This window comes from Streptomyces graminofaciens (assembly GCF_030294945.1).
GTDB classification, from domain to species: Bacteria; Actinomycetota; Actinomycetes; order Streptomycetales; family Streptomycetaceae; genus Streptomyces; species Streptomyces graminofaciens.
Genome location: NZ_AP018448.1, coordinates 5,539,149 through 5,551,335, shown reverse-complemented (window position 1 = coordinate 5,551,335; position 12,187 = coordinate 5,539,149). Strand labels below are relative to the sequence as shown.

Sequence of the window (12,187 nt, the reverse complement as noted above, 5' to 3'; positions counted from 1 at the left end):
CATGGGTAACTCTGAGGTACGCCGCCTTGATCGCGAGATCGAGCGGACCGTGAAGAAGCTGGAAGCGGTGCGGCGGGGCGAGTGGTGGCCGCTGACCAGCCGTGAACGCCTCGCGATGACACGCGCGATGGCCCAAGGCGCCCGCAACGTCCACCGGGGCCGCAGCACGACCGGCGCCGAGGACCGCATGGACTCCATCGGTTCCGCCGTCGAGACGCGGCTGAACGCCGAGCTGACGGCCCTGTATGGCGAGCGTCAGCGGCTTATCACTGAGGCCGCCCGCGCCAAGGCCGCCAAGAAGTCGTCCCGCTGGTTCTGACCAGCCGCTACCGGGGTGGCCGCCCCTGCCACGGACACGGCCACCCCGGCATCTCTTCCTCAACTCCCGCCCCCGAAGGGGCAGTCAGGAGAACTTCCAGCATGTCTGAGAACGTCGTCCACCTCCACAAGCCCACCGACCCCCCGGCTGACAGCACGGCGCCCACGGTGCTGACCGTCGTCCCCGACGCCCCGCCGACGCCGCCCGCCCCGCTGTGGGTGCGTTCCGGTCGCGCGGTGAAGTCGGCGGTCACGCATGAGTCGACCAGGGCGACGGCGCGGGCGGTGGCCCGGCACGGCCTCTACACGTTCAACGGCGGGCGGATCGTGGCCCGCCGCACCTGGGACGGCAAGACCGGTTCCCGCTACGAGCGGATGATCCGCGCCGCCGAGGCCGCCGGGAACCTGGAAGCGGCGGAGGAGTGGGAGGAGCGGTTGCAGCGCTTCCGCGCCGCCCGGCACCACCGCCGCATGGACCTGTTGCACTCCCCGGTGGAGGCCGCCAAGGGCGTGGCCGTCGGCGCCGGTATGAGCATCGGTGTGCTGGTCGCGCTCGGGGTCGTGATGGCCATCAACAACGGCGACATCGGCGACGTCATCAGGCCGCTGTCGGCCACCATCGACTTCATCGCCCTGCTGATCCGCATCGTGCAGATCGTGTGGGGCCCGGCGCTCACGATCGGCCCGTTCCTCGCCCTGCTCGGTCTGTGGGCCGTCGGCAGCAAGCAGCAAGCCGCCCCGCAGTGGGCGCTCCCGGCCAACGCCCGGTCGAGCGAGGGCGAGCCGATCACCCCGTCGATCGTGGTCAAGGCCCTGCGGGACCTCGGGGTGCCCGCGCTGCGCAACGCTATCAAGGAGATGGGCGACGCTGGCGCGTCCATGCTGGGGCCGATCCGGATCGCCGGCTGCGGCGTGGAAGTCGACGTCACCCTTCCCTCGGGCGTGTCGACGAACGAAGTCCAGGGCAAGCGGCGCAAGCTCGCCGAGAACCTCACCCGGCACGAACACGAGGTGTTCATCACCATCCCGCAGGCCGCCCGCACGGTGCGGCTGTGGGTCGCCGACTCCGGCGCGCTGGACGAGCCGATCGGCCCCTCCCCGCTGGTCACCGACGACACCATGACCGCCGACTACGCCAAGGGCAAGGCGCCGTGGGGGCAGGACCTGCGCGGGGATGCCGCCGCCCTCAGCCTCTACCAGCGCCACCTGCTCATCACCGGTCTGTCGAACCAGGGCAAGACCGTCGCTCTGCGCGCCCTCGCGCTGTGGGTCGCGCTGGACAGGTCGGTTCAGTTCCTGATCGGCGATCTCAAGGGCGTCGGCGACTGGGCCATGTTCGACGGACTCGCCACCACCCTCATCCAGGGCCCGACGGATGAGCACGTGATTCAGGTGACCGAGATGGTCGAGGGCGCGGTGGACGAGATGAACCGTCGTATCCAGGCCCCGCCCGGCACCACCTTCCCGGCGCTGATCGTGCTGGTCGACGAAGCGCAGATGGCGTTCATGTGCCCGGTCAAGGACGAGGACAAGCGCCCCTACGGCGGCTCCAAGTCCAACTCCCGGTACTTCATGGCCGTCCGCAAGATCCACAACCAGGGCCGTGCCGTGAACGTGCTGATGTGGCAGGGCACCCAGGACCCCACCGACCAGAACCTTCCCAAGCTCGTACGCGAGGGCGCCCACACCCGCGCCTCCCTCGCGCTCGGCACCGAGTCCCAGGCCCGCATGGCACTCGGGGACAAGGCCGTCGACGGCGGCGCCGCCCCCAACATGCTGCGCCCCGGCCTGGACCAGGGAACCCTGGTCGTCGCCTCCTCCGGTATCGACATCCCGGCCGGACAGGCCGCCATCACTGTGCGCACGCACTACATCGACGACGACGCGGCCGAAGCCATCACCGACCGCGCCAAGGCCCTGCGCGACGGCGTCACCACCCTCCACGCCATCGAGCGGGGTGAGGAGCGTGACCCGCTCGCCGACATCGCCGCTGTGGTCGGGGACGCGGCGCGGGTGCGCACGCAGGACGTCCTCAAGCGGCTCGCCGCCCTGAACGCGGATGCCTACGGCAAGTGGTCGTTCATCGACCTCAAGCGCGTCCTCGACGGCACCGGCGCCGAGCCGTACAAGTCCGACGGCGTCATGGTCGTCGGCCGCGACCGCCTCGCCTGCGCCCTCGCCAACCGGCCCGAGGACGGTTCCGCTTCCGCCTCCGGATGACAGGGAAGGGACCTCCGCCGGGCCAGGGATGCAGGGAGAACTCCCTCACCCCCTCCCTGGCCTGCCTCCCTGCCCCTGACCTGCACGAATGATCGTTCAGGGAGTCAGGGAGGCTCGCAGGTCAACGCCCCTGAAACCCCCCTCCAGAGGCCTCCCGACAGGGGGTGCTTCCGCCTCCCTGCACCACTCAGAGAAGGGATTCCGCATGTCGCACCGTGACCCGCCAGGGATCATCGCCCCGCACATACCCGCCGACGACTGGCGCCGCGCCGAAACCACCGGGGCCCCCGTCGTCATCGTCGTCCAGAGCCCCGACCACACCGGCATCCCATGGCGCCGCGTCCTGATCACCTTCGGCGTCGCCGGAGCCGCCGCGTTCGGCACCTGGGGCCTGGTCCTCGCGCTCTGCACCCTCCTCGACGCCACCGCCCACGCCATCACCGTCATCGCCACCACCGCCGGACCCATCGGCGTCGGCGGCATCACCTTCAAGCTCGCCCGCTCCAAGAACACCTAGCTACGCCAAGGGCGGCCCCCCTCACGCCAATGAAGTCGGGGCCGCCCTTGTCCAGCCAGTCACCCATCAAGGAACTGGAGATCTCCCAGCATGACGCAACCGACCGACCCCCGGCGAGTGCTGCTGCGCGCCGCTCTCGACGCGGCCGAGCGCGGGTGGCACGTCTTCCCGCTGCGCCCCGGCACCAAGCGCCCCGCCCTCCACGGCGAGGCCGCATGCCCCCGTACCGGACCCTGCACCGCCGGGCACCGGAAGTGGGAGCAGCGCGCCACCACCGACCCCGAGCTGATCCGCGCGACGTGGGCACGGGCCCCGTACAACGTGGGCATCGCGACCGGCCCGTCCGCTCTGGTCGTCGTCGACCTCGACATGCCCAAAGACAACAGCAGTTCGGACACGCCTGACGGCGCGACAACCTTCGGGGCGCTCTGCGAGCGCGCCGGACACCCAGTCCCCGCCACCTACCGGACGCGGACCGCGAGCGGCGGGGAGCACCTGTACTTCACCACCCCGACCGGGGTGCGGCTGGCCAACACGGCAGGCACCATCGGCAAGTTGGTCGACACTCGCGCATGGGGCGGCTACGTCGTCGCAGCGGGCAGCATCACCCCCGCCGGACCCTACGAGGCCGTAGGCGGCCCTGTGGCGGCCTCACTCCCCGCGTGGCTGCTGAGCATCCTGAAACCCGCCCCCAAGCCCGCACAGACCCCTTCAGGGCCCGTAACGGCGCAATCTCGCCGATATGCGGATGTAGCGCTCGCGAATGAGACGCGGAACGTCACCGGGGCCCAAGTCGGCGAGCGGGCAACGAGGTTGTTCCGTGCGGCGCGCGCCCTGGGACGCTTCGTCGCATGGGGCGACCTCCCCCGACACGTGGTCGAGCAGGCTCTTCAAGGGGCTGGCGAGGCCGTCGGACTCACCGCCGCCGAGTGCCGCTCCACTCTGCGCAGCGCCCTGAACTGGTCCATCGCCCACAACCAGCGCGGACGGAAAGCCGCATGACCACCCGCCGCCATCCCCCCTTGAAGAGCATCACCCCCACCACGACGACCCCGCATGCCGCTGAACCGGCCGCACGCGAGACGGCCGTGGGCGAGCCGAAAGGCGCCGCCCGCAAGGGCGCCCGAACTGCCCTTCGCTCTGACCCGCCGCAGGGCGACGGCCGATACCCCGTCGGATGGCTGCACATCGTCGTGCCGCGCGGCGCGACCCCCACCGCCACTTCCAAGTGCCTGTGCGGGTGGGACCGCAGTGCCGTCGGCTATGGCCGCGTGCTCGCCCTGATCGAGGCCCACGAAGCCCACCGCGACACCTGCCCGCTCCGCACCACCCAGGAAGGAAGGGCCGCCGCATGACCGCCACCATCAACGGGGCCGCACTGCTCGACGGGGTGGAAGCCTTCCACCGCCGCTTCAACGTCTTCCCCCACGAGGCCGCCTACGTCGCCGTGGCGCTGTGGGACGCGCACGCCCACCTCATCGACTGCTTCGACTCCACGCCCCGCATCGCCTTCCTGTCCCCGGAACCCGGCTCCGGGAAGTCACGGGCGCTGGAGATCGTGGAAACCCTCGTACCGCGCCCCATGGTCGCCGTGAACGCGTCCGCCGCCGCCCTCTTCCGGTCGGTATCCGACCCCAACGGGCGGCCCACGATCCTCTTCGACGAGATCGACACCGTCTTCGGCCCGAAGGCAGGCGACAACGAGGAGCTACGCGGGTTCATCAACGCAGGCCACCGCCGCAAGGGCGTCACATACAGGTGCGTCGGCGACCAGCAGACCGTGACCCCCTTCCCCTCCTACACCGCGCTCGCCGTCGCCGGACTCGGCTCCCTGCCCGACACGATCCTGACCCGCTCCGTCATCATCCGCATGCGCCGCCGCGCCCGGAACGAACACGTCGAACCCTTCCGCGCCGGACTGCACGAGCCGGAGGGCAACAAGCTGCGCGACCGCCTCGCAGAGTGGGCCGAACAAGCACGCGGGTTCGTCATGGGAGCGTGGCCGGACATGCCCGAAGGGGTCACCGACCGCCCGGCGGACGTGTGGGAACCCCTCCTCGCCATCGCGGACGTCGTCGGCGGTGAATGGCCGCGCCGTGCACGGGAGGCGTGCGTGGCCCTGGTCAAAGCCTCACAGGCCAACGACAAAGGCAGCCTCGGTATCCGCCTGCTCACCGACCTGCGCGACCACGTCCTCATCGGCATCGACCGCTTGCCCACCGTCGCCATCCTCGACCGGCTCAACGCCCTCGACGACGCCCCGTGGGCCGACCTGGGCGGCCGCCCGCTCGACAACCGGCGCTTGTCCAAGATGCTCGGCGAGTACATGACGGCGGACAACGAGCCCATCGCCTCCCGCAACATCCGAACCAGCGGCGGCGTCCTCAAGGGCTTCTACGCCGACGACCTCACCGACGCGTGGGCCCGCTACTGCCCGCCCCCGCCCCGCCTCTGAGAAGCGCTACATCCGCTACAGCCGCTACGCCCCAGGTCAAAGCACCTGAGGCCGTAGCGGCAAACCCCCGATGTAGCGGCTACGGCCACGCGCCCGCACCGACGCCGTAGCCGCTACATCGCCGCCATCCGCTACACCAAACACCCCCTCTGACCTGCGATGTAGCGGATGTAGCGGATGTAGCGGACTCCTGAGAGGGGGGCGAGAGCCCCCGCCGTCATGCGACGAAGGAGAGTCACCCGCATGGACACGGCCCAACTCGCCGATGCCATCGACCCCACCCTCGTTCTGCTCACCGTCGAAGAGGCCGCCCGCCGCCTCCAGATCGGCCGCACCGTCTGCTACCGGCTCATCCGTGCTGGAGAGCTGGAGTCCATCACCGTCGGCCACCTCCGCAGGGTCCCCGCCGACGCCGTGCCGGAGTTCGTTACCCGCCGCCGCATGAAGCAGCAGCACCCCACCGCCACCATCACCATCGCCCCGGCCGCCTGAGGAGTACACATGGCAGAAGAGAAGAAGCGCACCCGCCAGCCCAACGGCCGATCCTCCATCTACCAGGGCAAGGACGGGAAATGGCACGGCCGCGTCACCGTCGGCACCCGCGACGACGGCAAGCCCGACCGTCGCCACGTCGAGCGCAAGACCCGCGCCGAAGTCGCCGATGCAGTAAGGGAGTTGGAGAAGCAGCGGGACGCCAAGACCGTGCGCAAGCCGGGCAAGCCGTGGACGGTCACGGCGTGGCTGACGCACTGGATCGAGAACGTGGCGCCCCTCGCCGTCAACGACAACACCATGGTCGGGTACGGCGTTGCAGTGCGGAGGCACCTCATCCCCGGCTTGGGCGCCCACCGTCTCGACAAGCTCAACCCGGAGCACATCGAGGTCTTCTACGCCAAGATGCAGGCCAACGGCAGCAAGGCCGCGACCGCTCACCAGGTGCACCGCACCTTCCGGACCGCGCTCAACGAGGCCGTACGGCGCGGCCATCTCGGTAAGAACCCCGTTCAGTTGGCGAAGGCCCCCAAGGTGGGTGACTACGAGGTGGAGCCCTACACCGTGGAGGAGGTAAAGCGGCTGCTGAAGGCCGCCGATCAGAACCGCAACTCCGCACGCTGGGCCGTCGCCCTCGCTCTCGGACTCCGGCAAGGGGAAGTGCTGGGCCTGACGTGGGAGGACGTGGACCTCGATGCCGGGTTCCTGATGGTCCGCCGCAGTCGCCACCGGCCGCAGTACGCGCACGGGTGCCCGGAGCCCTGCGGACGTAAGGCCGGGTACTGCCCGCAGCGGCGGCGCAGCAACCCGGAGACGTCCACCACTAAGTCTCGCGCCGGGCGCCGGGCGGTCGGCCTCCCGGAACAGCTCGTTGACCTGCTACGGGCCCATCGCGAGGCGACGAACGCCGAGCGGGAAGCGGCCGGGAAGAAGTGGGTGGAAGGCGGGTTGGTATTCCCTGACGAGCACGGTCGCAGTCCCTCCCATCGAAGGGACTGGGCGGAGTGGAAGGCTCTGCTGACCGAGGCGAAGATCCGAGACGGCCGTCTGCACGACGCGCGCCACACCGCCGCCACGGTTCTGCTCATCCTCGGTGTTCCCGAGCGCGCCGTCATGGGTCTGATGGGGTGGTCGACGACCGCCATGGCCGCCCGGTATCAACACATGGTCGACGCGGTACGGTCCGACGTGGCGCGGCAGGTCGACGGACTGATCTGGAAGGCCGAGGCGGCCGACCGGCAGGACGGTGACGACGACGGCGCCGCCGGAGCCCTCGTACCGGCCAACTGAGACCCCTTGGGCCCTCCGCTACCGCCAAATTCTGCTGCCACAGAGGGAGCCGGTGTGCCACGATCTTCCACGTGACCAAGGAAGTAGACCCGTCAGACAAAGAGCTTGTGTACTTGCTCGGTTCCATGGTGCGGAACGCCGGGAGCCTGGAGTTCATGCTTCGTTTGCTGGTCGGAGGGCTCAGCGGAAGCGCTCACGGATCTCTGATCGCGGCTGGTGAAGGTGTGTCCCGGTTGATTGACCTGAGCCAAGCTCTTGCCAAGGCGCAGCCAGATATGACCCCGGGCAGGCTGGAGGCGCTTAACGGCATTCTGAGCCGATGCAGAGCAGCTTTTAGCCGCCGTGATCAATACGTTCACGGGCTTTGGACAGTCAGCCATGGCACGCAGGAGTGGAGTACCTGGCGTAGTCGTCGGAATAAGCCGGAGCCGTACAGGCAGCCAGCGCAGGAGCACGATCTTCGTGAGCTTGGCGAGACTATGAGTCAGCTGTACGTCGAGATCTCGGCGTGGCAATGGAAGCCGAAGAGAGAGCAAATCCTTGCCATGGGCCCCCTCGTCGACGAGGAGTGAGTTGTTCTTGCTCCGTCGCTTCCTGAGCGTCCCTCGACGAGGGAACGAGACGGAAAGTGAGACGGACATGCGAAAGGGCGGCGTCCCGGGAGGGGTGCCGCCCTTTCGTTTTGCCTGGTCAAGGCCATAGAGGCCGTGGCGGGAATTGAACCCACGTGCCTCGCTTTGCAGGCGAGTCCCTAAGCCACTCGGGCACACGGCCGGGTCTGGAGCGAGCGGTTGGTGTGCTCGCTCCGAACTCGATGTGTAGACCGTAGGCCGGGGCGGGAGTGGGCTCAAGGGAGACGCGCGGGCTGCAACGGGACTGCCATACGCCGTTCATGAACCGCCGCGCGAAGGGTCGTGCGTGAACGGCCGTGAACGGGGTGTGAACGCGCGTCGGGTGTGACGGTCGTACGACCAAGGTCCCACTCGGTGCGGGACTGCGGACAGGGGTCAATGTCGGATGTGGCCCTTACGCTGACGGGCATGGCCGCCCTCGAACCCCGTGATCCCGCGCTCGCGCACGACACCGATCCCGCCGCTGTCGCCGAGTGCGAGGAGGGTGTGCTCGGGCGGTCCCATCGGGCGCTCAGTGTCGGCATCGTCTCCGTGGTGGTGCTGATCGCGTTCGAGGCGATGGCGGTCGGGACGGCGATGCCGGTCGCGGCCAAGGAGCTGGACGGGGTCTCGGCGTACGCGTTCGCGTTCTCGGCGTACTTCACTACGAGCCTGTTCGGGATGGTGCTGGCCGGGCAGTGGTCGGACCGCAGCGGGCCGCTGGGGGCGTTGACGACGGGCATCGGCGCCTTCGCGGCCGGTCTGCTGCTGTCGGGGACGGCCGGGGCGATGTGGCTGTTCGTCCTCGGGCGGGCCGTGCAGGGGTTCGGCGGCGGGCTGGTGATCGTCGCGTTGTACGTGGTGGTGGGGCGGGCGTATCCGGAGCGGTTGCGGCCGGCGATCATGGCGGCGTTCGCGGCGGGCTGGGTGGTGCCGTCGGTGGTCGGACCGCTCGCGGCGGGAACCGTCACCGAACACCTCGGCTGGCGCTGGGTGTTCGTGGGCATCCCGGTGCTGGTCGTGTTCCCGCTGGCGCTCGCGCTGCCGCAGATACGGCGCCGGGCGTCGGGACCGGTCGAGGGGGTCCCGGTAGCGTCGTTCGACCGGCGGCGCATCCGGCTCGCGCTCGGCATATCGCTCGGCGCGGGGCTGTTGCAGTACGCCGCCCAGGAGCTGCGGTGGTGGTCGCTGGTGCCGGCGGTGGCGGGGGCCGCGCTGCTGGTGCCCGCGGTGCTGGGGCTGCTGCCGCGCGGTACGTACCGGGCGGTGCGCGGGCTGCCGTCCGTGGTGCTGCTGCGCGGGGTGGCGGCGGGGGCGTTCGTCTCCGCCGAGTCGTTCGTGCCGCTGATGCTGGTCACCCAGCGGGGGCTGTCGCCGACGCTCGCCGGGTTCTCGCTCGCGGCCGGTGGCGCGACCTGGGCACTGGGGTCGTGGGTGCAGACGCGGGCACGGGTGGAGCCGTACCGGGAGCGGCTGATGACGTTCGGGATGCTGCTGGTCGCGGCCGCGATCGCGGGGGCGCCGAGTGTGCTGATCGAGGCGGTGCCGGCCTGGACCGTGGCGGTGGCGTGGGGCTTGGGCTGCTTCGGGATGGGCCTGGTGATCTCCTCCACCAGCGTCCTCCTGCTGCACCTGTCCGCCCCGGAGGAGGCCGGTGCCAACTCCGCCGCACTCCAGATCTCCGACGGCCTCTCCAACGCGCTGCTGCTGGCCGCGGGCGGCGCCGCGTTCGCCGCGCTGGGCGGCGGCACGGTCGCCCATACGACCACGACGGCCTCGACGACCGCCGGTTCGCACCCGGCGGCCTTCGCGGCGGTGTTCCTGCCCATGGCGGGGGTGGCGTTGGTGGGGGCGTGGGTGACTACGCGGTTGAGGGCGGGAGAGGGGGGAGCGCGTTGATGGGTGCCGCGTGGTGGAGAGATGGATGCGGGCCCCACGGTCCCGGCATGGCTGAACTGAACCTGTGGTTCACGGACGAAGAGCTCGACGCCCTGCGCGACCGTGCGGAGGCGGAAGGGCGCAGTGTTCGGGACTTGGCGCACGGCGCGGTGACGGCGGCCGTGAGCGAGCGCCGGCGACTGTACGACGAGGCGGCCGAGCATGTGCTGAAGGCCGGCGCCGAGTTGCACCGGAGGCCGTGTGACGTCCTGACGTCCTGTTTCACGCTGCCTGCTTCACGCTGCCCGACCGAGCTGCTGAACCTCGCGAAGCAGCTCAGGGCGGACGACGTGCGCCACTTGGTTCTTCCCGCACATGAACCGGCATCTGTCGGGCTCCGCTTCGACGTGGACCGAGCGTGGTGTGATCTGTGAGGTGAATCCCATCCCGGGGTGAGTCGGTGGCGTACGCGCGTTGACGTGGCTTCGGCGCCGGTAGGGTGGCCCGGTTGTCATACGTCGGCGAGATGTCCTCGCCGCGTCGCCGCCGAGCCGCCCGACCCACCAGACCCGGAGACCGTGACTACCACCGCCGCCTCCTCGACATCGAGCCACCACCTCTCACCCGCCTTCCCCGGCCGTGCCCCATGGGGTACCGCCAGCAAGCTGCGTGCCTGGCAGCAGGGGGCGATGGAGAAGTACGTCCAGGAGCAGCCGCGGGACTTTCTCGCGGTCGCGACCCCGGGCGCCGGGAAGACGACCTTCGCGCTGACGCTCGCGTCGTGGTTGCTGCATCACCATGTCGTGCAGCAGGTCACCGTCGTCGCGCCCACCGAGCATCTGAAGAAGCAGTGGGCCGAGGCCGCCGCACGGATAGGGATCAAGCTGGATCCCGAGTACAGCGCGGGGCCGCTCAGCAAGGAGTACGACGGGGTCGCGATCACGTACGCGGGTGTGGGTGTCCGGCCCATGCTGCATCGAAATCGCGTCGAACAGCGCAAGACTCTGGTCATTCTCGACGAGATCCACCACGCCGGTGACAGCAAGTCCTGGGGTGAGGCCTGTCTTGAGGCGTTCGAGCCCGCCACTCGACGGCTCGCGCTGACCGGTACGCCCTTCCGGTCCGACACCAACCCCATCCCCTTCGTGACGTACGAGGAGGGGACGGACGGGATCCGGCGGTCGTCCGCCGACTACACGTACGGCTACGGCAACGCGCTCGCCGACAACGTAGTGCGGCCCGTCATCTTCCTCTCCTACAGCGGCAACATGCGCTGGCGGACCAAGGCGGGGGACGAGATCGCCGCCCGGCTCGGCGAGCCGATGACCAAGGACGCGGTCAGCCAGGCCTGGCGTACGGCCCTCGATCCGCGCGGCGAGTGGATGCCGAGTGTGCTGCGCGCCGCCGACCAGCGGCTGACCGAGGTCAGGAAGGGCATCCCCGACGCCGGTGCCCTCGTCATCGCCACCGACCAGGACTCGGCTCGCGCGTACGCCAAGCTGATCCGGGAGATCACGGGCACGAGCGCGACGCTGGTGCTGTCGGACGACTCCGGGGCCTCGGACCGTATCGACGAGTTCAGTGGCAGCACCGATCGGTGGATGGTCGCCGTGCGGATGGTGTCCGAGGGTGTCGACGTGCCCCGGCTGGCCGTGGGGGTGTACGCCACCACCATCTCGACTCCCTTGTTCTTCGCCCAGGCCGTCGGACGTTTCGTGCGGTCCCGGCGGCGCGGCGAGACCGCGTCCGTGTTCCTGCCGACCATCCCCGACCTGCTCACCTTCGCCAACGAGATGGAGGTGGAGCGGGACCACGCCCTCGACAAGCCGAAGAAGGAGGGCGAGGAGGACCCGTACGCCGAGGAGGAGAAGCTTCTCCAGGAGGCGGAGAGGGAGCAGGACGAGGACACCGGCGAGCAGGACATGCTGCCGTTCGAGGCGCTGGAGTCCGACGCGGTGTTCGACCGGGTCATGTACAACGGCGCCGAGTTCGGCATGCAGGCCCACCCCGGGAGCGAGGAGGAGCAGGACTACCTCGGGATTCCGGGGCTGCTGGAGCCTGACCAGGTGCAGTTGCTGCTGCAGAAGCGGCAGGCGCGGCAGATCGCGCACAGCCGCAAGAAGCCGGACGCCGAGGCCGATCTCGTGGAGCTGCCGGCCGACCGGCGGCCGGTCGTCACCCACAAGGAGCTGCTTGAGCTGCGTAAACAGCTCAACGGCATGGTCGGCGCGTACTCCCACCAGAGCGGCAAGCCGCACGGTGTCATTCACACCGAGGTGCGGCGCGTGTGCGGCGGACCGCCGAGCGCGGAGGCCACGGCGGGGCAGTTGCGGCAGCGGATCGCCAAGGTGCAGGAGTGGGCGACGCGGATGCAGTGACGTTCGGGGCCGGGGCAGTTGTCATCCT

General features: G+C 69.9%; 12 protein-coding genes and 1 tRNA gene. 12 read left to right on the top strand and 1 reads right to left on the bottom strand.

Going from position 1 to position 12,187, the window contains the following annotated elements; all coding sequences use genetic code 11:
• Position 1 precedes the first annotated feature (1 nt).
• The 9 genes from SGFS_RS23755 to SGFS_RS23715 all read left to right on the top strand — a co-directional run bounded on the left by SGFS_RS23755 (position 2) and on the right by SGFS_RS23715 (position 7,864).
• Positions 2-319: a hypothetical protein gene (locus SGFS_RS23755; protein WP_286253165.1), complete on the top strand. Its 318-nt coding sequence runs from the start codon at positions 2-4 to the stop codon at positions 317-319.
• A 101-nt stretch (positions 320-420) separates the two neighbouring features.
• Positions 421-2,538, top strand: coding sequence for an FtsK/SpoIIIE domain-containing protein (locus SGFS_RS23750; RefSeq protein WP_286253162.1), 2,118 nt, complete (start codon positions 421-423; stop codon positions 2,536-2,538).
• 205 nt (positions 2,539-2,743) lie between these two features.
• Positions 2,744-3,055, top strand: a complete 312-nt coding sequence (locus SGFS_RS23745) for a hypothetical protein (protein WP_286253161.1) — start codon at positions 2,744-2,746, stop codon at positions 3,053-3,055.
• A 90-nt stretch (positions 3,056-3,145) separates the two neighbouring features.
• Positions 3,146-4,057: a bifunctional DNA primase/polymerase gene (locus tag SGFS_RS23740; RefSeq protein WP_286253159.1), complete on the top strand. Its 912-nt coding sequence runs from the start codon at positions 3,146-3,148 to the stop codon at positions 4,055-4,057.
• Positions 4,054-4,410: a hypothetical protein gene (locus SGFS_RS23735; RefSeq protein ID WP_286253157.1), complete on the top strand. Its 357-nt coding sequence runs from the start codon at positions 4,054-4,056 to the stop codon at positions 4,408-4,410. Before SGFS_RS23740 ends, SGFS_RS23735 begins: the two co-directional genes overlap by 4 nt.
• Entirely contained in the window at positions 4,407-5,510 is a 1,104-nt protein-coding gene (locus SGFS_RS23730) for a DUF3631 domain-containing protein (RefSeq protein WP_286253156.1), read from the top strand. Before SGFS_RS23735 ends, SGFS_RS23730 begins: the two co-directional genes overlap by 4 nt.
• A 243-nt stretch (positions 5,511-5,753) precedes the next feature.
• Positions 5,754-6,002 carry a helix-turn-helix domain-containing protein gene (locus SGFS_RS23725; RefSeq protein WP_286253154.1) on the top strand — a complete coding sequence of 83 codons (249 nt, stop codon included), beginning with the start codon at positions 5,754-5,756 and terminating at the stop codon, positions 6,000-6,002.
• Between the two features lie 9 nt (positions 6,003-6,011).
• A complete protein-coding gene (locus SGFS_RS23720; RefSeq protein WP_286253152.1) occupies positions 6,012-7,292 on the top strand; it encodes a tyrosine-type recombinase/integrase in 1,281 nt (426 codons plus the stop codon).
• Positions 7,293-7,363: 71 nt separating this feature from the next.
• Positions 7,364-7,864, top strand: a complete 501-nt coding sequence (locus SGFS_RS23715) for a hypothetical protein (RefSeq protein WP_286253150.1) — start codon at positions 7,364-7,366, stop codon at positions 7,862-7,864.
• Positions 7,865-7,994: 130 nt separating this feature from the next.
• Here the strand turns inward: SGFS_RS23715 and SGFS_RS23710 are convergent.
• Positions 7,995-8,066: transfer RNA gene (locus SGFS_RS23710), tRNA-Cys, on the bottom strand.
• Between the two features lie 266 nt (positions 8,067-8,332).
• Between SGFS_RS23710 and SGFS_RS23705 the strand changes: the two genes are divergently transcribed.
• From SGFS_RS23705 to SGFS_RS23695, 3 genes are all read left to right on the top strand, one after another.
• The gene (locus tag SGFS_RS23705; protein ID WP_286253148.1) at positions 8,333-9,802 is read left to right on the top strand and encodes an MFS transporter; all 1,470 of its coding nucleotides are present in this window, start codon (positions 8,333-8,335) and stop codon (positions 9,800-9,802) included.
• Between the two features lie 47 nt (positions 9,803-9,849).
• Complete coding sequence (locus SGFS_RS23700; protein WP_286253146.1) at positions 9,850-10,215, top strand: hypothetical protein; 366 nt, start codon at positions 9,850-9,852, stop codon at positions 10,213-10,215.
• Positions 10,216-10,359: 144 nt separating this feature from the next.
• Positions 10,360-12,159: a DEAD/DEAH box helicase gene (locus SGFS_RS23695; RefSeq protein ID WP_286253145.1), complete on the top strand. Its 1,800-nt coding sequence runs from the start codon at positions 10,360-10,362 to the stop codon at positions 12,157-12,159.
• Positions 12,160-12,187: the final 28 nt, after the last annotated feature.

Bases quoted from the DNA above. Each gene is read 5' to 3' on its own strand.
- SGFS_RS23755 (WP_286253165.1), top strand. From the start codon at position 2: ATGGGTAACTCTGAGGTACGCCGCCTTGATCGCGAGATCGAGCGGACC.
- SGFS_RS23750 (WP_286253162.1), top strand. From the start codon at position 421: ATGTCTGAGAACGTCGTCCACCTCCACAAGCCCACCGACCCCCCGGCT.
- SGFS_RS23745 (WP_286253161.1), top strand. From the start codon at position 2,744: ATGTCGCACCGTGACCCGCCAGGGATCATCGCCCCGCACATACCCGCC.
- SGFS_RS23740 (WP_286253159.1), top strand. From the start codon at position 3,146: ATGACGCAACCGACCGACCCCCGGCGAGTGCTGCTGCGCGCCGCTCTC.
- SGFS_RS23735 (WP_286253157.1), top strand. From the start codon at position 4,054: ATGACCACCCGCCGCCATCCCCCCTTGAAGAGCATCACCCCCACCACG.
- SGFS_RS23730 (WP_286253156.1), top strand. From the start codon at position 4,407: ATGACCGCCACCATCAACGGGGCCGCACTGCTCGACGGGGTGGAAGCC.
- SGFS_RS23725 (WP_286253154.1), top strand. From the start codon at position 5,754: ATGGACACGGCCCAACTCGCCGATGCCATCGACCCCACCCTCGTTCTG.
- SGFS_RS23720 (WP_286253152.1), top strand. From the start codon at position 6,012: ATGGCAGAAGAGAAGAAGCGCACCCGCCAGCCCAACGGCCGATCCTCC.
- SGFS_RS23705 (WP_286253148.1), top strand. From the start codon at position 8,333: ATGGCCGCCCTCGAACCCCGTGATCCCGCGCTCGCGCACGACACCGAT.
- SGFS_RS23700 (WP_286253146.1), top strand. From the start codon at position 9,850: ATGGCTGAACTGAACCTGTGGTTCACGGACGAAGAGCTCGACGCCCTG.